The 17,147-nt window shown below is 52.9% G+C and carries 17 protein-coding genes, 13 tRNA genes and 1 rRNA gene; 26 read left to right on the top strand and 5 right to left on the bottom strand.

Translation table 11 applies throughout. The features are described 5' to 3' along the window. Nucleotides 1–265 precede the first annotated feature (265 nt). The 15 genes from rrf (at nucleotide 266) to ABEA66_RS17620 (ending at nucleotide 2,188) form a co-directional block, all read left to right on the top strand. Nucleotides 266–382 (top strand): 5S ribosomal RNA (gene rrf, locus ABEA66_RS17690). Between the two features lie 36 nt (nucleotides 383–418). Next, nucleotides 419–495, top strand: a tRNA-Ile gene (locus tag ABEA66_RS17685). Between the two features lie 4 nt (nucleotides 496–499). Beyond that, nucleotides 500–575: transfer RNA gene (locus tag ABEA66_RS17680), tRNA-Asn, on the top strand. A 9-nt stretch (nucleotides 576–584) separates the two neighbouring features. Continuing rightward, nucleotides 585–656: transfer RNA gene (locus tag ABEA66_RS17675), tRNA-Glu, on the top strand. A 58-nt stretch (nucleotides 657–714) separates the two neighbouring features. Further along, nucleotides 715–790: transfer RNA gene (locus ABEA66_RS17670), tRNA-Val, on the top strand. 93 nt (nucleotides 791–883) lie between these two features. After that, nucleotides 884–960 (top strand) — tRNA-Asp (locus tag ABEA66_RS17665). A 26-nt stretch (nucleotides 961–986) separates the two neighbouring features. Further along, nucleotides 987–1,059: transfer RNA gene (locus tag ABEA66_RS17660), tRNA-Phe, on the top strand. Between the two features lie 6 nt (nucleotides 1,060–1,065). Further along, nucleotides 1,066–1,138, top strand: a tRNA-Lys gene (locus tag ABEA66_RS17655). 7 nt (nucleotides 1,139–1,145) lie between these two features. Next, nucleotides 1,146–1,230 (top strand) — tRNA-Leu (locus tag ABEA66_RS17650). 7 nt (nucleotides 1,231–1,237) lie between these two features. Next, a tRNA-Gly gene (locus ABEA66_RS17645) sits at nucleotides 1,238–1,312 on the top strand. Nucleotides 1,313–1,326: 14 nt separating this feature from the next. Then, nucleotides 1,327–1,400 (top strand) — tRNA-Arg (locus tag ABEA66_RS17640). 8 nt (nucleotides 1,401–1,408) lie between these two features. Further along, nucleotides 1,409–1,491: transfer RNA gene (locus tag ABEA66_RS17635), tRNA-Leu, on the top strand. Between the two features lie 7 nt (nucleotides 1,492–1,498). After that, a tRNA-Pro gene (locus tag ABEA66_RS17630) sits at nucleotides 1,499–1,575 on the top strand. Between the two features lie 9 nt (nucleotides 1,576–1,584). Then, a tRNA-Gly gene (locus tag ABEA66_RS17625) sits at nucleotides 1,585–1,655 on the top strand. A gap of 110 nt (nucleotides 1,656–1,765) precedes the next feature. Further along, a complete protein-coding gene (locus ABEA66_RS17620; RefSeq protein WP_345589418.1) occupies nucleotides 1,766–2,188 on the top strand; it encodes an SRPBCC family protein in 423 nt (140 codons plus the stop codon). A gap of 119 nt (nucleotides 2,189–2,307) precedes the next feature. Here the strand turns inward: ABEA66_RS17620 and ABEA66_RS17615 are convergent, their stop codons facing one another. Next, a complete protein-coding gene (locus ABEA66_RS17615; RefSeq protein WP_345589416.1) occupies nucleotides 2,308–3,666 on the bottom strand; it encodes an MFS transporter in 1,359 nt (452 codons plus the stop codon). A gap of 164 nt (nucleotides 3,667–3,830) precedes the next feature. On the opposite strand from ABEA66_RS17615, the gene ABEA66_RS17610 reads away from it, so the two are divergent. From ABEA66_RS17610 to ABEA66_RS17590, 5 genes are all read left to right on the top strand, one after another. Beyond that, nucleotides 3,831–4,745 (top strand): LysR family transcriptional regulator, encoded by a 915-nt coding sequence (locus ABEA66_RS17610; RefSeq protein WP_345589414.1) that lies wholly within the window; start codon nucleotides 3,831–3,833, stop codon nucleotides 4,743–4,745. A 51-nt stretch (nucleotides 4,746–4,796) separates the two neighbouring features. Then, nucleotides 4,797–5,762 carry a helix-turn-helix transcriptional regulator gene (locus tag ABEA66_RS17605; RefSeq protein WP_345589412.1) on the top strand — a complete coding sequence of 322 codons (966 nt, stop codon included), beginning with the start codon at nucleotides 4,797–4,799 and terminating at the stop codon, nucleotides 5,760–5,762. A gap of 117 nt (nucleotides 5,763–5,879) precedes the next feature. Further along, complete coding sequence (locus ABEA66_RS17600) at nucleotides 5,880–6,275, top strand: VOC family protein (RefSeq protein WP_345589410.1); 396 nt, start codon at nucleotides 5,880–5,882, stop codon at nucleotides 6,273–6,275. A 197-nt stretch (nucleotides 6,276–6,472) separates the two neighbouring features. Beyond that, nucleotides 6,473–6,736, top strand: a complete 264-nt coding sequence (locus ABEA66_RS17595; protein ID WP_345589408.1) for a hypothetical protein — start codon at nucleotides 6,473–6,475, stop codon at nucleotides 6,734–6,736. A gap of 135 nt (nucleotides 6,737–6,871) precedes the next feature. Next, the gene (locus ABEA66_RS17590; protein ID WP_345589406.1) at nucleotides 6,872–7,699 is read left to right on the top strand and encodes an ABC transporter ATP-binding protein; all 828 of its coding nucleotides are present in this window, start codon (nucleotides 6,872–6,874) and stop codon (nucleotides 7,697–7,699) included. Between the two features lies 1 nt (nucleotide 7,700). On the opposite strand, the gene dapA is transcribed toward ABEA66_RS17590, so the two are convergent. Next, nucleotides 7,701–8,573 carry a 4-hydroxy-tetrahydrodipicolinate synthase gene (gene dapA / locus ABEA66_RS17585; RefSeq protein WP_345589424.1) on the bottom strand — a complete coding sequence of 291 codons (873 nt, stop codon included), beginning with the start codon at nucleotides 8,571–8,573 and terminating at the stop codon, nucleotides 7,701–7,703. A gap of 160 nt (nucleotides 8,574–8,733) precedes the next feature. Between dapA and ABEA66_RS17580 the strand changes: the two genes are divergently transcribed. Next, nucleotides 8,734–9,660, top strand: coding sequence for a LysR family transcriptional regulator (locus ABEA66_RS17580; protein ID WP_345589404.1), 927 nt, complete (start codon nucleotides 8,734–8,736; stop codon nucleotides 9,658–9,660). 88 nt (nucleotides 9,661–9,748) lie between these two features. Here the strand turns inward: ABEA66_RS17580 and ABEA66_RS17575 are convergent, their stop codons facing one another. After that, nucleotides 9,749–10,168, bottom strand: a complete 420-nt coding sequence (locus ABEA66_RS17575; protein ID WP_345589402.1) for a universal stress protein — start codon at nucleotides 10,166–10,168, stop codon at nucleotides 9,749–9,751. A gap of 301 nt (nucleotides 10,169–10,469) precedes the next feature. Here ABEA66_RS17575 and ABEA66_RS17570 point away from each other — a divergent pair, with 301 nt between their 5' ends. From ABEA66_RS17570 to ABEA66_RS17550, 5 genes are read left to right on the top strand one after another with little or no spacing between them, the layout of a single operon-like run. Beyond that, nucleotides 10,470–12,068, top strand: coding sequence for an ABC transporter substrate-binding protein (locus tag ABEA66_RS17570; RefSeq protein WP_345589400.1), 1,599 nt, complete (start codon nucleotides 10,470–10,472; stop codon nucleotides 12,066–12,068). Between the two features lie 20 nt (nucleotides 12,069–12,088). Beyond that, nucleotides 12,089–13,081: an ABC transporter permease gene (locus ABEA66_RS17565; RefSeq protein ID WP_345589398.1), complete on the top strand. Its 993-nt coding sequence runs from the start codon at nucleotides 12,089–12,091 to the stop codon at nucleotides 13,079–13,081. Then, a complete protein-coding gene (locus ABEA66_RS17560; RefSeq protein ID WP_345589396.1) occupies nucleotides 13,078–13,908 on the top strand; it encodes an ABC transporter permease in 831 nt (276 codons plus the stop codon). The genes ABEA66_RS17565 and ABEA66_RS17560 overlap by 4 nt, the downstream gene beginning before the upstream one ends. Before the next feature lie 45 nt (nucleotides 13,909–13,953). Beyond that, nucleotides 13,954–14,877 carry an ABC transporter ATP-binding protein gene (locus ABEA66_RS17555; protein ID WP_345589394.1) on the top strand — a complete coding sequence of 308 codons (924 nt, stop codon included), beginning with the start codon at nucleotides 13,954–13,956 and terminating at the stop codon, nucleotides 14,875–14,877. Beyond that, a complete protein-coding gene (locus tag ABEA66_RS17550; RefSeq protein WP_345589392.1) occupies nucleotides 14,867–15,472 on the top strand; it encodes an ABC transporter ATP-binding protein in 606 nt (201 codons plus the stop codon). The genes ABEA66_RS17555 and ABEA66_RS17550 overlap by 11 nt, the downstream gene beginning before the upstream one ends. Nucleotides 15,473–15,528: 56 nt before the next feature. Here the strand turns inward: ABEA66_RS17550 and ABEA66_RS17545 are convergent, their stop codons facing one another. Together ABEA66_RS17545 and ABEA66_RS17540 are read right to left on the bottom strand one after the other, a co-directional pair. Then, on the bottom strand, nucleotides 15,529–15,951 hold the full coding sequence (locus ABEA66_RS17545) for a universal stress protein (RefSeq protein ID WP_345589390.1): 423 nt from the start codon (nucleotides 15,949–15,951) through the stop codon (nucleotides 15,529–15,531). 167 nt (nucleotides 15,952–16,118) lie between these two features. Beyond that, nucleotides 16,119–17,039: a helix-turn-helix transcriptional regulator gene (locus tag ABEA66_RS17540; protein WP_345589388.1), complete on the bottom strand. Its 921-nt coding sequence runs from the start codon at nucleotides 17,037–17,039 to the stop codon at nucleotides 16,119–16,121. Between the last annotated feature and the right edge of the window lie 108 nt (nucleotides 17,040–17,147).

Raw genomic sequence — 17,147 nt, 5'->3', positions numbered from 1 at the left:
TAGATAGGTTCGGGGTGGAAGCACGGCAACGTGTGGAGCTGACGAATACTAATCGGTCGAGGGCTTAACCAATTATCTGCCATACGAAGTATGGTCAGAGAGCTGCGATGCGTAAGCGTCGCAGGCCCCGAAACACAAATTGCTCAACAATACGCATGCATTTCGTATCTAGTTTTCAAGGAATAAGCCTTGAGCTGCAGGTCCTTTCTAAGGACGGATATTTTCTCGCAGCGATTTCGAAGAGGTAACACTTCGAAAAATCCAGTTTGGTGATGATGGCGGAAGGGAACCACGCGTACCCATACCGAACACGAACGTTAAGCCTTCCAGCGTCGATGGTACTTGGACCGAAGGGTCCTGGGAGAGTAGAACGTCGCCAAGCGAATTCCCACTCATGTGGGTTTTTTCTTCTGGGTAAGGGCCTTTAGCTCAGCTGGTTAGAGCGCACCCCTGATAAGGGTGAGGTCGGTGGTTCGAGTCCACTAAGGCCCACCAGCGTTCCCTGATAGCTCAGTTGGTAGAGCACTCGACTGTTAATCGAGTTGTCACAGGTTCGAGTCCTGTTCGGGGAGCCATTTCTTCAAGGCCCGTTGGTCAAGGGGTTAAGACACCTCCCTTTCACGGAGGTAACAGGGGTTCGAATCCCCTACGGGTCATTATTCTAAGCAAAGTACTTGATTACTTTGTGCAGATCCCATAATGTTCATACATAGCGGAGGCTTAGCTCAGCTGGGAGAGCATCTGCCTTACAAGCAGAGGGTCGGCGGTTCGATCCCGTCAGCCTCCACCATTTATGTTCGTGACATTGTGGGGTGGAAGACCGGGAGGTCGTTCTACTCGTCACTTGCAGGATGCAGATAGCTGTGTGCTGCAAAATAAGTGTGGAGCCGTGGTGTAGAGGCCTAACATGCCTGCCTGTCACGCAGGAGACCGCGGGTTCGAATCCCGTCGGCTCCGCCATTTTACCCTAACTTCAAACATCTTAAGGCTCGGTAGCTCAGTCGGTAGAGCAGAGGACTGAAAATCCTCGTGTCGGCGGTTCGATTCCGTCCCGAGCCATTGCGTGAGCCATTAGCTCAGTTGGTAGAGCACCTGACTTTTAATCAGGGTGTCGTAGGTTCGAGTCCTACATGGCTCAGATTCATGCGTTCGTGGCGGAATTGGCAGACGCGCACGGTTCAGGTCCGTGTGGGCTAACCCCCCGTGGAGGTTCGAGTCCTCTCGAGCGCATCGTTTTGCGGAAGTGGCTCAGCGGTAGAGCATCGCCTTGCCAAGGCGAGGGTCGCGGGTTCGATTCCCGTCTTCCGCTCCATTAATCAACCTTATGTGCCCTTAGCTCAGCTGGATAGAGCGTTTGACTACGAATCAAAAGGTCGGGAGTTCGAATCTCTCAGGGCACGTGTATCAAGCCGGTATGGCGGAATTGGCAGACGCGCGCGACTCAAAATCGTGAGGGAAACCGTGGGGGTTCAAGTCCCTCTACCGGCACCATAATTAACGGGATGTAGCTCAGCTTGGTAGAGCACCTGGTTTGGGACCAGGGGGTCGCATGTTCGAATCGTGTCATCCCGACCATATGTTTTTGCGGGTGTAGTTCAATGGTAGAACTCCAGCCTTCCAAGCTGGTAGCGTGGGTTCGATTCCCATCACCCGCTTAAAGGTACAAACCTTGAGAAATCAAGGTTTTTTTGTTTTTATCGGCAGATTACCTTTCTACTATTTTCGGTTATAATAGGAAGTACATGGATAGCGGGAGGGCTGAACAATGACGAAGCCGGTAGGAGTGACAGCGGCGGCAGGTGTTCAAATTGGCATCAGAAGAACGTTAAAGATGACCCGGGAGCAAGCCTGGCAGTATTTGCTCTCATCATCCGGGTTGAAGCTTTGGCTGGGTGACTTGGAGAAGCTGAATCTGGAGCCCGGACAGCGTTATGCAGCCAACGACGGAACGCTCGGAGAGATGAGAGTCGTTAAGCCTTATGAGCAGCTGCGAATGACCTGGCAGAGGAGAGGCTGGGAGAAGCCGTCTACGCTTCAGATTCGTTTATTGCCTGCAAGCGGCGGAAGGACGACGGTCAGCTTTCACCAGGAGAAATTAGCGGACCTGGCGGTGAGAGAAGAAATGAAGCTGCGGTGGGAGAACGTATTAACCCATTTCGCGGAATATGCCGAGCGGATGAGCGGCTAAATATAGGCTGCTTCGAAAAAAGAAAACCGTACTATAGCAAGGAAAAGCGAGACGATAGTCTCTACTCCATGCCGTAGTGCGGTTTTTTGCCATTTTCCGCTCAATGCGATTTGTTTCGTTTAGCCTTGAACGGCTTGCTTGTCATTTGCGACAGCAGCCGCTTGCTTGGCCGCTTTGCCCGATTTCTTGTATAGTACCAGCATCCCTAGGGATATCAGGAGAATGATAAACAAGATAAAATATAAATGCTGATAAGCTTCAGCGGGAGTGGTATTGTTCTGCCATACGAGAAATATTCCGCAACCAGCGACGGCGAACGACCCGCCCAGGTATTGGGACAGCTGGGTTAGTCCCATCCCCGACCCTATCAGATGCTTCGGCAGGATCCGTGACACTTCATTCGATAGAGCGGAGGTAACGGAGGATAGGGACGGTGAGAAAATAAGATAGGCTGCCAAGGTCACAAACGCAGATGCATGCACCCATAACGAGATCATCAAGATGGAAATTCCGAGCAGCACATGCCCTGCCATCATGAACCTATAGTTGCCGTACCGGTCTATCCATCGGCCGACCAGCTTCAACAGGCATGCAGATAGGAAGGCGCCGGGGAAAATCATCAGTCCGATCGATGCCGCCCCCATGCTGAATACCTTGGAATAAATTAGCGGCATCAGAAACAGCATCGACAAGTTCATAACAAAGACGAAGAATGCGATGCATAACAGCTTGCGGTAGGCCGCGTTTTGGAATAAAACCGGCGGAATGAAGGGCTTCTCCGCTCTTCGCAGATGCCAAACCGTTAAGCCTAGGGCAATGATGCTAAGGATAAGGACGATGCCGGACAGCTGAGTGACGGCAATTAAGAAAGCCGACGAAGTAATAACGATCAAGGCCGCCCCGGTGTAATCGAACCGAACCCTTTCCAGCGTTTCTTTGGGGATAAGTCTCCATAAGATAGGGACCAGCAGAATAACCAGGCAGGTGACGGCAAACAGCTCGTGCCAACCGAAATATTGCGTAATAGCACCTCCGATAACCGGCCCCAGACCGAACGCCAGTGCACTTCCCGAAGCGATCATCGAGATGGCCCTTCCCCGACGTTCGTAGGGCACATAGCGGCTGGCAAGCACCATGCCGAGCCCAGGCGTTGCTCCGGCTCCGCTGGCCTGAAACAGCCGGGCAAGCAAGACAAGCCCGAAGCTATCGGCGAACAGGCCGATGACAGAAGCTATGACGAGAAGCGAAATCCCGATCGTCCAAAGCTTACGAATGGGGATGAAATCCGATAACCGGCTGAAAATGATAGTCGACAGGGCAAAGACGATAGAATAGCCCGATACGATCCAGGAGCCCTGCCCCGCCGTAATATGGAGCTGCCCGATAATATCCGGAAGGGATACGTTGAACATTGTCGTGTTCATAACGACGAGAAAGTTGCCGAGCGCCCACACTGGGATTGTAACTTTATCGTTCATACGTTTTATGACCGCCTGACATGATTTTTTTGACACTATGGTTTATACTACTCTTGAATGCTCATATAAAAAAATATTAATTTTCATATTAATTCATAAGTTTGAACTTATTAATTGATTTCGGTCGGTTTATCACTATCTCAGGCGGTAGGAGGAGGGTTAGGGTGGAGCTGCTTCAATTGAAATATTTTCAGGCGGTGGCGAAGCATGAGCATATGACCAGGGCAGCCAAAGAGCTTGCCATCGCTCAGCCCGCTTTAAGCCAAACGATCGCCCGTCTGGAAAGTGAGGTAGGGGTTCCGTTGTTCGACCGGCAAGGGCGCCAGATTAGGTTAAATCCATTCGGACGCGTCTTTCTCCGTCATATTGATCAGGCGCTGGCCAATATTCACGATGGACTGCGAGAGGTTAGGGATCTTGGCGGGATGGAGCATGGCTACATTTCCTTAGGGGTCATGTCAACACAAGTATTAGGTGACTTGCTCAAGGCGTTCGGCGCCGAGCATCCGCATGTCAAATTCCGCGTTCACCAGCATTCGCTGCAGACCATGATCGAGCAGCTGCACAGCGGGGAGCTTGATCTGTGTATAGCTTCCATGCCTATTGAATATTCGGGCATCGAATGGTTGTCGCTGATGAACGACGAGATCATCCTAATGGTGCCGCATGAGCATCCGCTAGCGGAGAGAGCCTCGGTCAGACTGGACGAGCTGGCCGGTGAAACGTTCATCAACCTGAAGAGCGGCAACAACCTGCGCGATCTGACCGACGCTTATTTCCAACAGGCGGGAATTCGTCCGGATATCGCCTACGAAATCGATGAGCCGGCGTCCGTTCGCAGTCTGGTAAAGGCGGGACTTGGCATTTCATTCAGCACTATGCTGAACTTAAGATTCTGGGATCATACCTCTGTAGTACCGCTTAGAATTGAAGAACCTGACTGCCGCAGGCCGATAGGCTTAGCCTGGAAGAAGGACCGTTATCATTCGATGGCGGCCCGGAGCTTCCGGGAGTTCGTGCAAAGCTTCTTTGCGCGGCTGCAGCAGGAAGAGATTGAATCTGCTTCCAAGTGGAAATAAAATGAAACCAGCACTTATAAGCAATCGCGAGGAAAGGGGCAGTCGCACACGATGTCCAAAGCAGATAATATGCTGGCAATCCTATGGCTCTTGAAGGATCGTAAACGGGTAACGGCCAAGCAGCTGGCAGACGAGCTGGAAATTCATGTCCGCACAGTGTATCGGTATATTGACGCGCTGTGTGCCAGCGGTGTTCCGATTATTGCGGATTCGGGGCATAACGGAGGATACAGCCTGCTGAGCCAGTTTAATGAGGCTCCTTTGTTTTTTGACATGACGGAGCAGAAGGCTCTCATTCATGCGGCCGTTTTCGCACAGGAAGCCGGATATCCCTATGGCGAAGCGCTGCAGAGAGCGGTCGGCAAGCTTAAAATGTATACGAATGAAGAGCAGCTAAACGAGATCAACCGGCATTTGGTCGGCTTCGATGTCATTCATGCCCCTGCGGACGATTCCCATGAAGCCTTACTTCAAGAGCTGGAGGTTTCTGTGGCGCGAGGCTGCACCGTCGAGATGAGCTATTTGAAGGGAACTGCTCAGCTGCCGCTTCAGCGGCAAATAGACCCGTACGGACTTGTTTATTGGAAGGGAAAATGGTATATCGTCGGATTTTGCCATTTGCGCCGGGATGTTCGCAGCTTCCGCGTAGATCGCATCCAGGAGGTATCCCCGACGTCGGACCGTTTCGAGCGGCCGCATGCATTTTCCGCCAAAGACTTTTTCTTAGGCACGCTTTTGCCTGATAAGGATAACGAGGAAAATCGGATTTCCATTCGCATTGCGGGCAGGGAATCAGCGATTAATGATTTATGCGCACACTGGTATCTTGGTCATGTGTTGGAGGAAAGGTCGGCGACCGAAGCGCACTTCCGCTTGGAAGAGAGAGCGGTAGCCACCTATTTTCCCCATCTGCTGCTATCCTATGGCAGGTCGATTCAGGTTAAGGAGCCGGCGATTCTCAGGGACAAGCTGGTCGAGCTGGCTTCGCAGCTGGCCGATTATTACCGGTCCATGTAACATCACTGACCGTAATTGTCAGTCAACCTCCTATAGAATAGGGTCAGCAAGGTGAATCCAACGAAATAAATGGATGGATATGAACGGGGACTGCTGCCCTAATTAGGAGGAATGGAAATGAAGCTGCTGCAAATCCGTCTGTTGGCGGACGATTTCAAGACTAGCGCCGCATTTTATAGGGATGTGCTTGAACTCCCGGTAGGCTGGTATATGGAAGAGATGGAGTACGCGCTGTTCAACAACGGCGAGACTCGTATTGAGGTTGTTTCCAAAGCTATGATGGCCGATGTGCTCGGAGGCATGTCGGGGGAATCCCGCGGGGGAGAAGCAGGACCGGCCCCATTTCTGCTGCAATTCGAGGTTGACGATGTCGATGCGGCTGCAGACCGGCTGAAGGCAAAGGGGGCCGCCTGTAGGACCGAACCGCATGACCGGATGCAGTGGAACGCGCGTATTGCCCATTTTTGCGACCCGGACGGTAATCTGATCGAGATATACCGTATGCTTAGCTGATCGTCTCTTATCATTTACATCACGATGAAATCTGCTGGGATTCAGCTTATGACTTCACGTATGAGCAAATGAGAAAATATTGAACCATCTAAAGGAGCTGCCGGAGGAGCTTTATGGTGCCGCAGTGCAAAGTGTTTTTCCTTCTATAGCGGATGCGCTCGCTCATATACCATGTAGATACGACGTGGTTTGGCGCCGTGTCCGGCAAAAGCTTCGACGCTATGATGGAAGCCATTAAGCAGGCAAAGGGAGTCAGCTTGGATACGATGCAGGAGCTGTATCATCAGCTGGCAGAGAAATATCGGGCCTTCCTTGTGGAGCAGGATCAGGACGCAGTGAGGGAGTATCCTCATCCCCAGTATGGCACACTTCGCGCCAGCCATTTGGACATTATAACATGTCGTCAACCACGGTACGTATCACCGCGAAGCTCCGCCAGCTGGGCCATCCGGGCGTTCTGATGGACTATGTGTTTTATTTGTGCGTTCTGCCTTTAGCGGTGGGGCGTTTTTGTTTTAAGGCTAGCCGAAAAAGGAGTTTTTATGGTATGCTATTAAACATCAGATGATCGGATATTAAGAGGGGAGAGGAACCGAATGGATTATGTCATTGATTTGCAAAACATCACTTACCGCAGAGAAAAAAACGAGCTGCTCACCGATATTAACTGGCAGGTGCGCCCGGGAGAGCACTGGGCTATTCTCGGATTGAACGGTTCCGGCAAGACGACGATGCTTAACATCGTTAACGGTTATATATGGCCAACCTCGGGCAAGGTGTCCGTGCTGGGTCATCCTTACGGTACTGTTGATTTAAGAGAGCTTCGCATGTCTATCGGCTGGGTAAGCTTGTCTTTGCAGGAAAAGCTGTATGCAACCGATAAGGTAGAGCAAATTGTCGTCAGCGGCAAATATGCGACCATCGGATTATACGAAAAGCCGGGAGAAGAGGATTGGGAACGCGCGAACGCCTTGATGGAGCAAATGCGGTGTATCCATTTGAAAGGACGCCAGTATCAAACCTGCTCCCAAGGGGAGAAGCAAAAAATATTAATCGCCCGCGCATTGATGAGCTCGCCGAAGCTTTTGATTTTGGATGAGCCGTGCAATGGGCTGGATTTGTTTTCACGGGAGGCGCTTCTTGAGGTGATCGACCAGCTGGCGAAATCGCCTGATGCGCCGACATTATTATATGTGACCCACCATACGGAGGAGATTTTGCCGATGTTCCGTCATGCTCTGCTGCTGCGCCGGGGCGAGGTCTTCGCCTCCGGACAGGTGAGCGAGGTGCTGACCGAGCAGCATTTGTCGAGCTTCTTCGAGTCGCCCGTGGAGGTGTTGAGACGAGAGGACCGGTGCTGGGTCCTCCCGAAGCAGCAGCGCCGCGATCCGGCGGCGCAAGAGGCCCTCATGACGAGGGAGTAAGTCATGAGGAGAGATAAGGCTGAAGCTGCTCTTGCAGCTTCGCGCTGATGGGCGTCAGCGGCAGGCGCAGCGCGCCGCTGGCGATACGGCCCTGCTCCGCGAGAATCCATTTGAGCGGAGCGGGGTTCGGCTCGGCGAACAGCAGCCGGATGAGCGGCAGCAGTTCGTCGAACTCCAGCTTGGCTTCGCTCACGTGGCCGGAGAGAAAGCGGTTATAGATATGAACGAACCGCTCGGTATGCAGGTGTGCGGAAGCCAGCATGCCCCCTTTGGCTCCGCAGCATAAGGAGGCGTAGAAATTAGCGTCCTCTCCGCACAGCACCGGCTTCGACCCATGGCGTGACAGCTCGGAAACGAGCCCGATGCCCCCTGAGCTATCCTTCATTCCAATAACGCCGTCTATATCCAGAATGGTACGGACGGTATCTACCTCTAGAGTAATTCCGGTTCGGCTTGGAATCTCGTACAAAATCACCGGAACCCCTACCTCGGCTACCCTCCGAAAATGTTCAATAATCCCTTGCTGCGACGGCCTATTATAATAAGGAACGACGATAAGTGCGGCGTCCGCTCCGAGAAGACCGGCCTGCTCCGTTCTCTGAACGGTGGATGCCGTATCGTTCGTGCCGGTTCCCAGCACTATCGGGATACGCGAGCCGATCGTTTCCTTCGCTATCCGTGTCAGCGCCTCCCACTCGGTTTGCTTCATTGTAGGAGATTCGCCGGTCGTTCCATTCACGACCAGTCCGTGAATGCCATCCCCGACGTAACGGGATACCAGATTGCGGAAGGACTCCTCGTCGACTTCTCCGTTCGGGTGAAAAGGGGTTATGATCGGGAGATAGATCCCTTTGAGCTGCTGTTCGGTTAACATCATGAATTCCTCCTCATGCTTTATAGAAAGTGTCGAACTGTTATCTCGGAAGACTTGCTGTGATTGGATTACAATCACTTTAGCATGGAACTCATTATCAGTGTTAGCTATAATAAATGATAAGGTGCATCAAAATTTTTGATGATAGGGGCGGCAGACGATGGATTTGACCTACTTTCGTACGTTTCGCGAGGTGGCTCGAAGAGCGAGCTTTACTCGGGCCGGGGAGGAGCTCGGTTATGCGCAGTCGAGCGTGACCATGCAAATTCAGAAGCTGGAGAGAGAATACGGGGTCTCTTTGTTTGAACGATACGGCAAGCAGCTGCGGCTGACTCCGCCGGGAGAAGCGCTGCTTAAGCTGGCGGTGCAGATGCTGGACCTGTACGATCAATCGAAGGAATCGATTGCGAATCAGGTTAACGCCGCGGTCACAATAGGCACCATCGATTCGTTGGCAGCCTATTATTTGCCGCCGTATTTGCAGCAGCTGAGGCAGCTGCATCCGGGGCTGGGGATTCAGCTCCTGCCCGATAGCGAGGCGGAGCTGGTAGCTAAGGTCAAGGAGGGCGAATACGACGTCGCCCTGCTTCTTGACCGTCATCCTGCGGATGCTTCGCTCCGCTGCATTACGGTGCGCGAGGAGCCGCTTGTTCTCATCGCGCCTCCGGGACATGCACTCACAGCAGCGGCTGAAGCAGCCCTCCGTGATCTGGAGGGCTGCGAGCTGATCGTGTCCGAAGGAAGCTGCATCTACCGCAGCACCTTTGAGAAGGTGCTGCGGGATAACGGAGTGGCGTACCGGATCGGGTTCGAGCTTGGAAGTCTGGAGGCGATCAAGCATTGCGTCATGAACGGGCTCGGCATCGCGCTGCTGCCCCGGATTGCGGTAGAGGATGAGCTCCAGAGGGGCAAGCTGGCCGTGATTCCGTTCCGTCATCCGGATCTTCGCTTCCAGCTGCAGGTGCTCCTCCATCCGAAGAAATGGATGTCTCAGACGCTCATGTCATTAATAGGCTTACTGACTGGAGACGAGGCGGCAGCGGAACGTTATCTCACTGCGATAACGTCTGAGCAGCTGAATGATTAATAAAAGTCCTGCAGGGTACCCGATTGAGGATACCCGTTGCAGGACTTTTTGATTGTGAGCCGCTGAGCAGCGTATGGCGGTCAAACCGCTATTTCACAACAAGCACCGGGATACCGGCATGCTGGACGACATTATGGCTCGTGCTTCCGAGGAACAGCTCATCCAGAGCGGATAAGCCTCTGCTGCCGATGACGATCAGATCGTTCCCGTTGTCCCGGGCATGCTCCACGATCGTCTTGGCCGGCTGGCCCTGCTTGATAATGGATTTAGCCGACGGCAGGTCGGAGATCAGACGCTTGATCTCTTCATCTACCGCGAGCTCATGCTCATAGTAGTTTTTTTGCATTTGAGGGGTTGTCAATACGGCCTCTCCGATGATGAGCGCGGGCACATAATAGACGTGCAGTACTTCGATTTCGGCAGCGGCCGCAGCGAGTCGTTTGGCATGCTCCAGCGCTTTTCTGGACAGCTCGGAGCCGTCGTAGGCGACAAGAATTTTGGAGTACATCGTTAGCACCTCGTTTGCTGGGAATTAGGCTGATAGGCAGCGTCCCTGTTTTTCCGTCAAATTGCACCTGTTTTCGGTATAACCTCTCCTTTTTCCGGCAGCTTTATTCCGGGATTGCTTTTTATTACCCAATGAAGGGCGAGAAGCTGCATGCAGCAGGTAAAATCGATGCATATCATTTGTTTTTCGACAAAATTTGGGAGGAAAGGGGTGACGATATCGGTATTGTGTGCTACAATTTGAACAATTCGTGTTACTGAAATACATATATACCATGGGAGAGAAAGAGGAGAGAGATGTGTTGAAGGGACAAACGATTCGATTAGCCATACTGATTGTACTTCTTCTTTCAGTATTTCTGGCGGGCTGCACTCAGACTCCGAAGGGGAATGCAGGGAAAGCAAAGGATGAATTGGTCGTGGCTGTCGGTTCCGAGCCGGAGGCCGGATTTGACCCGACTACCGGTTGGGGACGCTATGGCTCGCCGCTGTTTCAGAGTACTTTGTTCAAGTATGATGCCAATATGAGCATCGTAAATGATCTCGCAACGGGCTATGAGCTGAGCGGCGACGGAACGGTATGGACGGTCATCATTCGTAAGGATGCAAAATTTACGGACGGGCAGCCGCTGACCGCTGGAGATATTCAATATACATACGAAACTGCCGCCAAGAGCAGCTCGGCTATCGATTTGAGCAACTTGAAAAGTGTGGAGGCTCCCAACGATTCGACAGTCCAATTTACGTTGAAGGAACCGCAATCGACCTTTATTCAAATGATGCTGGCGACAGGAATCGTTCCGAAGCATGCTCATGGGAAGGACTATTCGCAAAAACCGATAGGCAGCGGCCCCTATAAGTTCATTCAGTGGGACAAAGGCCAGCAGCTGATTGTTGAGGCGAACCCGGATTATTACGGAGCGAAGCCGTATTTTAAAAAGCTGACCTTCCTGTTCTTGAGCGAGGATGCCGCCTTTGCCGCCGCCAAGGCTGGAAAGGTCGATGTGTCCTATATTCCGGCTGCATTCAGCAAGCAGCAGGTTCCCGGGATGCGTCTGGAGACCGTTCATACGGTGGATAACCGGGGGATCGTGTTCCCTTACGTCAAAGCCGGCGGTCAGACGAAGGAAGGATATCCGATCGGGAATGACGTAACGGCCGATATCGCGATTCGAAAAGCCATCAATACGGCGATAGACCGCAAGGCTCTCGTCCAAGGAGTGCTGGAGGGACATGGTACCCCTGCCTTTACGGTCAATGACGGCCTGCCTTGGTATAATGCCGACTCTGTCGTGCCTGACGGCGATCTGGAAGCGGCAAAAAAGCTTTTGTCCGATGCAGGATGGAAGGATACGAATGGCGACGGCATCCTGGATAAGGGATCGCTGAAGGCGGAGTTTCCCTTGCTGTATCCGTCCGATGACGTGACTCGCCAATCGTTGGCGATTACGGTTGCAGATAAGATGAAATCCATTGGCATTAACATGAAGGTTGACGGCAAAAGCTGGGACGAAATTAAAAAGCTGATGCACTCCAGCGCACTGCTGCTCGGATGGGGCAGCAACGATCCGATGGAAATGTTCAATGTGTACAGCAGCAAATTCGGCGGTGTGGAATATTACAACCCGGGCTTTTACAGTAACCCGAAGGTGGATGATTATATGAACAAGGCGCTTCGGGCAACGAATACGAAGGATGCTATGGAATTTTGGAAAAAGGCACAGTGGGACGGAGCTACAGGATTGAGCGCCAAAGGCGATGCTCCTTGGGCCTGGCTCGTCAACATCGACCATTTGTACTTGGTCAAAGAAAACCTCGATATCGGCAAGCAGCGGATTCATCCGCACGGCCACGGCTGGCCGGTTACGGATAATATTGAAGAGTGGAAATGGCTGAACTAAGGGAAGCGGGTGTTGGCAGCATGAGCGGAAGCTTAGTGAGGTTTCTTGGACTGAAGGTACTAAGGCTGTGCCTTCTGCTGATAGCGATCAGTGCCGTATCGTTCCTGCTAATCAGCCAATCGCCGATCGATCCGGTTCAGGCTTATGTCGGCTCGGATATGATGAAGGTCTCGCCGGAGCAGCGTGAACGGATTGCGGCCCACTGGGGGCTCGACCGCCCCCCTATGGAGCGCTATATGAAATGGTCGGCCTCCGTGCTGCAAGGGGATATGGGGACATCCATGATCTTTCGCCGTCCGGTTACCGAGGTCATCGGCGAACGATTCAAGAGCTCCATCGCGCTAATGAGCACGGCATGGCTGCTTTCAGGGGTTATCGGGTTTGCGGCCGGGATTATTGCGGCAATGAACAAGGACCGTTGGATCGATAAGGCGATCAAATGGTACTGCTATACGTTGGCTTCCACGCCAACCTTTTGGATGGGACTGGTACTTCTGATTGTTTTCGCCGTATGGCTTCGATGGTTTCCTGTCGGGATGGGCGTCCCTGCCGGAGTGCTCTCGCAGGAGGTAACCTGGACCGATCGGCTGGTACATATGATTCTACCGGCTATGACACTGAGCGTTATCGGTATCGCGACGATCGCCCTGCATACCAGAGAGAAGCTGGTCAGCGTACTGTCGAGCGACTATATTTTGTTCGCAAAGGCACGGGGCGAGCGGGGCTTTCGGCTTTTTTGGAGGCATGGTTTGCGCAATATTGCGCTTCCTGCGGTAACCTTGCAGTTTGCGTCCTTCAGCGAGCTGTTCGGGGGGGCTGTCCTGGCGGAGCAGGTATTTTCTTATCCGGGTCTCGGTCAGGCTACGGTAGAAGCCGGACTTCGGGGAGATGTGCCGCTGTTGATGGGGCTGGTGCTGTTCAGCGCTGTATTCGTATTCTCCGGTAACCTGTTGGCGGATCTGATCTATCGCTTTGTCGATCCCAGGCTTAGAGAGGGGCGGGCGAAAAGATGAGCATAGGAAGAATGAACCGCAGGCAGCGAACGGTTACTATGATAGTGCTGTCTGCTCTATTGCTGGCTTTTGTAGTGCTGGAAGGCCTTCTCTTAAGCAGCGACAGGATCCAGACGCATCTGGAAATTCGCAATATGGCGCCCTCCTGGAGCCATCTGTTTGGTACGGATTGGCTGGGAAGGGATATGTTCACCAGAACGATGAAAGGTCTTGTCCTCAGCATTGGAGTCGGTTTAACCGCGGCTGCGGCCAGTGTCATCATTGCTATGGCACTAGGGTTAGCTGCCGCCACCATGGGCAGAACGGCGGATCGTATCATCAGCTGGCTTATAGATTTGTTTCTTAGTGTCCCCCATTTGGTGACGCTCATTCTTCTGGCCTTCGTCATGGGGGGAGGGGCCAAAGGGATCATTATCGGTATTGCCTTTACTCATTGGCCGAGCTTGTCCCGCGTCATTCGGGCGGAAGTCATGCAGCTCCGGTCGGCCGAATTCGTGCAAATCTCCGGGCATTTGGGCAAATCGCGCTGGTGGATTGCAACAAGACATTTGCTGCCGCATCTGGCTCCTCAATTCGTGGTCGGCGTGGTGCTGCTGTTTCCGCATGCTATTCTGCACGAAGCGGCTATAACCTTTATCGGGATGGGGTTATCCCCTCATCAGCCTGCGATTGGTGTTATTTTGTCCGAATCCATGCGGTATTTATCAACCGGGATGTGGTGGCTGGCTTTTTTCCCGGGCTTATGTCTTCTGCTTATCGTAAGAGCGTTCGATGTGCTTGGGGACAATATGCGCCGGCTCTTCGACCCGCATCAGTCACATGAATAGCTGCTAGCCATGCAGCATTAGAGAGCAAAGGAGCTGACAGGAACCATGGCGATTTTGCAGGTACAAAACCTTTCCCTATCGTTTACCCAATATACACGCGGCCTTAAGCAGCGTTCGATTCAAGTGATCCATGACCTGCATCTGACGATTCATCCCGGTGAAATTGTAGCGGTTGTCGGCTCCAGCGGATCGGGCAAAAGCTTGCTGGCCCATGCTGTTCTCGGTATTTTGCCGTCGAATGCGAGGATGAGCGGCACTCTTCTATATGAGGGGCTGGAGCTGAATGCCGACCGGGCTGCTTCCTTAAGAGGCAGGGAGATCGCGCTTGTCCCCCAATCGGTTACTTTTCTTGATCCGCTTATGCGGGTAGGTGAACAGGTGAAGGCTTCCGTACGTGAAGGGGATGCCGACGCCCGTATGAAGGAAGTATTCGAACGATACCGGCTTGCATCCGGTACGGACCGGAAATATCCGTTTCAATTGTCCGGGGGTATGGCCCGGCGAGTACTCGTATCTACCGCGACGATCAGCGGTGCGAAGCTGATTATCGCCGATGAACCGACTCCCGGCCTAGATCCCTCGGCCGTTCAAGAAGCGCTTAGCCGATTCAGGGAGCTTGCGGATAGCGGTGCCAGCGTCATGCTGATTACGCATGATATAGAAGCTGCGTTGACGATTGCCGATCGGGTTGCCGTCTTCTATGCAGGCACTACGGTTGAAGTCGCACGCAGGGAGGATTTCCATGGAACGGGCGAGGCTCTTCGCCATCCTTATACGAAGGCATTGTGGCGGGCGCTGCCGCAAAATGATTTTGCGCCTATCCCCGGCTTTCAGCCCCATCCGTCTGCGCTGCCGCCGGGCTGCCTCTTTGCGCCGAGGTGTGCAATGGCCACTGCGGAATGCAGCGATGCGCTGCCGGCAGAGAGGGAGCTGCGCGAAGGAAGGGTGAGATGCATTCATGCTTCTTGAGGCACGCAAGATCGGATTTCATTATGATAAAGAGCCATGGCTGTTCCGCGGTGTCGATCTGACTATAAGGTCCGGTGAGGTTGTAGGGCTGGTTGGCCCCAGCGGCTATGGCAAAACTTCCTTTGGCCGCATACTGGCGGGCTTCGAAAAGCCGCGGGAGGGAGCGGTTATGTTAGACGGAGGACCGCTGCCTGCAACAGGCTTTCATCCCGTGCAATTGGTGTTCCAGCATCCGGAGAAAGCAGTGAATCCGCGCTGGTCGATGGGGCGAATGCTGCGGGAAGGGGGAGAGCCCGACCCGGAACTGCTGGCCGCGCTGGGCATTGAAGCGGATTGGCTCGGCCGATGGCCGAATGAGCTGTCGGGCGGCGAGCTGCAGCGCTTCTGTGTTGCGCGTGCGCTTGGAGCGGGAACCCGCTTTCTCATAGCGGATGAAATGACGGCGATGCTCGATGCGATTACCCAAGCGCAAATCTGGCATGCTGTTCTGGCCGAGGCTGGCAAGCGGGACATCGGCATTCTGGTTATCAGTCATGAGCATAAGCTAATTGACCGCATTTGCGAAAGAGTGGTAGATACCGCAGCATGGCGGTAAAAAAAGAACAGCACTACACCGGACAGATGGTGTAGTGCTGTTGCTCGTTTTTCATATTATTTCACTATAAGGACAGGCACTTTGGAGTTCTGTACCACGTTATGGCTGACACTTCCTAAGAAGAACTCGCGAATAGCTCCGAGTCCCCGGCTGCCCATAATGATGAGATCAATTCCGTTATCATGGGCATAATCCAGAATGGAATTGGCGGGAGAGCCGTTCTGGATAATGTAGCTGGCGTCTATCGAAGAAGGGACGAGATCTCTTGCTTCCTGAAGAACCCCTTCGCTGATTTTCGGATCTATGGTAATGGTAGTACCCATAGCATAGGATACGTCCTGCACTCCGTGAATGACGTGGAGCTCCGGCGTTTTAGCGTCCTGTGCGGTTTCCTGCTGCACAATTTCAATCGCTTTGGCGAGCGCTTTCTTGGACAAGTTCGAACCGTCGTATGCTACGAGAATTTTAGTGAATAGCATGATAACCACCTCCGTGATTATTTCGTTTGTTACTACACTTTCATTATACCATGACCGGGGCAGAAATTGTCGTAAAAATCTGACTAATTGTGTCAATTAAAGGAACGGCAAGCAGCGCTTGGGCGGCTTTTTAAGCGCTTCCTTTTTTACAGAAAATCGGGTTAACCCTAAGCTTCCTTGGGCCTTGAGGCCACCGTGTCCGGCAGGGAGGCAGGTTGAAACTGCTTGCGGTACTGCCGGGGAGTCAGCCCAATGCTCTGCTTAAAGCAGCGGGAGAAATAAGCGGGATAATGAAAGCCCACGTTATCGGCAATTTCCGAGACTGGCAGGTCGGTCTTAACCAGAAGCAGCTTCGCCTGCTCCAGACGATATCGCAGCAAATATTCGAGCGGTGTGCATTGATACACTTCCTTCATGCATCGGGTAATATAATTCGGGTGAAAGTGAAGGGCGTCCGCCAGCATCGCATTGGTCACATCGCTCCGGTAATGGCGCTTCAAGAAGGCCTCCGCCTGTTCGGCGACAACCCTAGACGGATGAGTATTGAAGATGTGCTGACCCTCAACGGCCGAGCGCAGAAGCTCCAGAAACAGCTGCTGCTGTTCCCAGAAGCCGCTGGATCGCAGCTCCGCAGACCAGCCTAGCAGCTTGGCGAACAGATCATAGCCCATCTGAGGCACAGGCATAGCCCAATGCTTGGGGATCGCCATGCTATGCTGCTGAACCGGATGAAGCTGCAGATGGCCTGCCGTGTTATCTTTAGCCGCAGACTCGGAGAAGGCCGCAGCTGATTCCCTCCATGTTCCCGGTATTTGAAAATGCAGCCAATAAAACGTCGTTTCTTCCTCGCAAGGGGCTGCCGCATAGTGATAACGGTCAGGAAGGAGAATCAGCATTTCTCCTGCGGTCAGGGCCCATTGTTTGTTTTCCTCTCCCATGTAGAGCGTTCCCCGGCTGACGAGCAATAGATCGAATACCCCCAGATTGGCCCGGTTCGGATGCTGCTGTCCTGTCTGATAGACGGTCCTGCCGCATTCCATGAAATAAGGCAGCGGGGCTGCCTGAAAATGCAGGTAGAGAGGCTCCACGCTTCTTCACTCCAAGGTTCAAATAGTATAAATACAGGGTGATTCTATTCGTATTTTTCAATCATTTTATAAGATATGATGGGAAAATGAAAGGTTTAAATTGTATCT

Origin of the sequence: Paenibacillus vulneris, assembly GCF_039543185.1 — a bacterium.
Taxonomy (GTDB): domain Bacteria; phylum Bacillota; class Bacilli; order Paenibacillales; family NBRC-103111; genus Paenibacillus_S; species Paenibacillus_S vulneris.
This window is presented reverse-complemented; position numbering and strand designations above follow the sequence as displayed.

What these genes read in the sequence shown, in the direction of transcription:
- ABEA66_RS17575 (WP_345589402.1), bottom strand. Translation starts at nt 10,168, where the DNA reads ATGTACTCCAAAATTCTTGTCGCCTACGACGGCTCCGAGCTGTCCAGA.
- ABEA66_RS17555 (WP_345589394.1), top strand. Translation starts at nt 13,954, where the DNA reads ATGGCGATTTTGCAGGTACAAAACCTTTCCCTATCGTTTACCCAATAT.
- ABEA66_RS17605 (WP_345589412.1), top strand. Translation starts at nt 4,797, where the DNA reads ATGTCCAAAGCAGATAATATGCTGGCAATCCTATGGCTCTTGAAGGAT.
- ABEA66_RS17565 (WP_345589398.1), top strand. Translation starts at nt 12,089, where the DNA reads ATGAGCGGAAGCTTAGTGAGGTTTCTTGGACTGAAGGTACTAAGGCTG.
- ABEA66_RS17600 (WP_345589410.1), top strand. Translation starts at nt 5,880, where the DNA reads ATGAAGCTGCTGCAAATCCGTCTGTTGGCGGACGATTTCAAGACTAGC.
- ABEA66_RS17550 (WP_345589392.1), top strand. Translation starts at nt 14,867, where the DNA reads ATGCTTCTTGAGGCACGCAAGATCGGATTTCATTATGATAAAGAGCCA.
- dapA (WP_345589424.1), bottom strand. Translation starts at nt 8,573, where the DNA reads ATGTTAACCGAACAGCAGCTCAAAGGGATCTATCTCCCGATCATAACC.
- ABEA66_RS17545 (WP_345589390.1), bottom strand. Translation starts at nt 15,951, where the DNA reads ATGCTATTCACTAAAATTCTCGTAGCATACGACGGTTCGAACTTGTCC.
- ABEA66_RS17580 (WP_345589404.1), top strand. Translation starts at nt 8,734, where the DNA reads ATGGATTTGACCTACTTTCGTACGTTTCGCGAGGTGGCTCGAAGAGCG.
- ABEA66_RS17560 (WP_345589396.1), top strand. Translation starts at nt 13,078, where the DNA reads ATGAGCATAGGAAGAATGAACCGCAGGCAGCGAACGGTTACTATGATA.
- ABEA66_RS17615 (WP_345589416.1), bottom strand. Translation starts at nt 3,666, where the DNA reads ATGAACGATAAAGTTACAATCCCAGTGTGGGCGCTCGGCAACTTTCTC.
- ABEA66_RS17590 (WP_345589406.1), top strand. Translation starts at nt 6,872, where the DNA reads ATGGATTATGTCATTGATTTGCAAAACATCACTTACCGCAGAGAAAAA.
- ABEA66_RS17620 (WP_345589418.1), top strand. Translation starts at nt 1,766, where the DNA reads ATGACGAAGCCGGTAGGAGTGACAGCGGCGGCAGGTGTTCAAATTGGC.